The sequence below is a fragment of the Neptuniibacter sp. genome (assembly GCF_024231755.1).
Taxonomy (GTDB): Bacteria; Pseudomonadota; Gammaproteobacteria; order Pseudomonadales; family Balneatricaceae; genus Neptuniibacter.
In genome coordinates this window covers 1-1,055 of the sequence record NZ_JAAEQH010000264.1, presented here as the reverse complement: position 1 = coordinate 1,055, position 1,055 = coordinate 1, and the positions used below count along the sequence as shown (strand labels likewise).

Here is a 1,055-nt window from a genome sequence, read left to right as displayed (position 1 = left end):
TAGTAGCTTTCTCGGAGATGTGTGGGCCCAGCAGCACTTGATAAATGCGTTCCTGTTTCATGCCAGCTTCTCCTCGATCTTCTTCAGCGCAGCTACAGTAACCAGTACTTTATCGAAGCCAACCAGGGAAACCGGGTCAACGCCAGCAGCATCACGGATATCAACGTGTGGTACGTTGCGAGATGCCAGGTACAGGTTCTGCTCTACGTCTTCAGTAATCAGCAGTGCATTATCCAGCTCAAGCTCATTAAGCTTGGCCACAAACTGTTTAGTCTTTGGAGACTCAACAGCAAATTCTTCAACAACAACCAGACGTTCCTGACGTACCAGCTCAGAGAAGATGCAACGCATAGCAGCGCGATACATTTTCTTGTTTACTTTCTGAGAGTAGTCACGTGGTTGAGCAGCGAAAGTTACACCACCCGCACGCCAGATTGGAGAACGACTAGTTCCCGCACGCGCACGACCAGTACCTTTCTGACGCCATGGCTTAGCACCGCCACCAGAAACCGCAGAACGGTTTTTCTGAGCTTTAGTACCCTGACGACCGCCTGCCAGGTAAGCAGTAACTACCTGGTGTACCAACGTCTCGTTGAATTCTTTACCAAAAGCCAGGTCGGAAACTTCAACCGAACCATTAGCTCCAGCTAAATTCAGATTCATTTCAAACCCCCTTAGGCGCCAGCTTTAACAGCTGGTTTAACGATTACGTCACCGCCAGTTGCGCCTGGAACAGCACCTTTGATCAACAGCAGGTTGCGTTCAGCGTCTACGCGAACAACTTCCAGGGTCTGCACAGTAACCTGAGCATTACCCATCTGACCTGCCATCTTCTTGCCTTTCCAAACACGACCAGGAGTCTGACATTGACCAATTGAACCCGGAGCGCGGTGAGAAAGAGAGTTACCGTGAGTCGCGTCCTGCATGGAGAAGTTCCAGCGCTTAACACCACCCTGGAAACCTTTACCTTTGGACTGACCTGTTACGTCAACTTTCTGACCAGCTTCGAAGCGCGCAACAGTTAGCTCTTCGCCAACGTTGACTTCGTCGCCACC

2 protein-coding genes are annotated in these 1,055 nt (G+C 50.7%); both read right to left on the bottom strand.

What is annotated here, in order from left to right; all coding sequences use genetic code 11:
• Nucleotides 1-57: 57 nt before the first annotated feature.
• Nucleotides 58-663 (bottom strand): 50S ribosomal protein L4, encoded by a 606-nt coding sequence (gene rplD, locus GY843_RS14595; protein ID WP_297310670.1) that lies wholly within the window; start codon nt 661-663, stop codon nt 58-60.
• A gap of 11 nt (nt 664-674) precedes the next feature.
• The coding region (gene rplC, locus GY843_RS14590; RefSeq protein ID WP_297310669.1) for a 50S ribosomal protein L3 at nt 675-1,055 on the bottom strand (381 nt) is incomplete at its 5' end.

What these genes read in the sequence shown, in the direction of transcription:
- rplD (WP_297310670.1), bottom strand. Translation starts at nt 663, where the DNA reads ATGAATCTGAATTTAGCTGGAGCTAATGGTTCGGTTGAAGTTTCCGAC.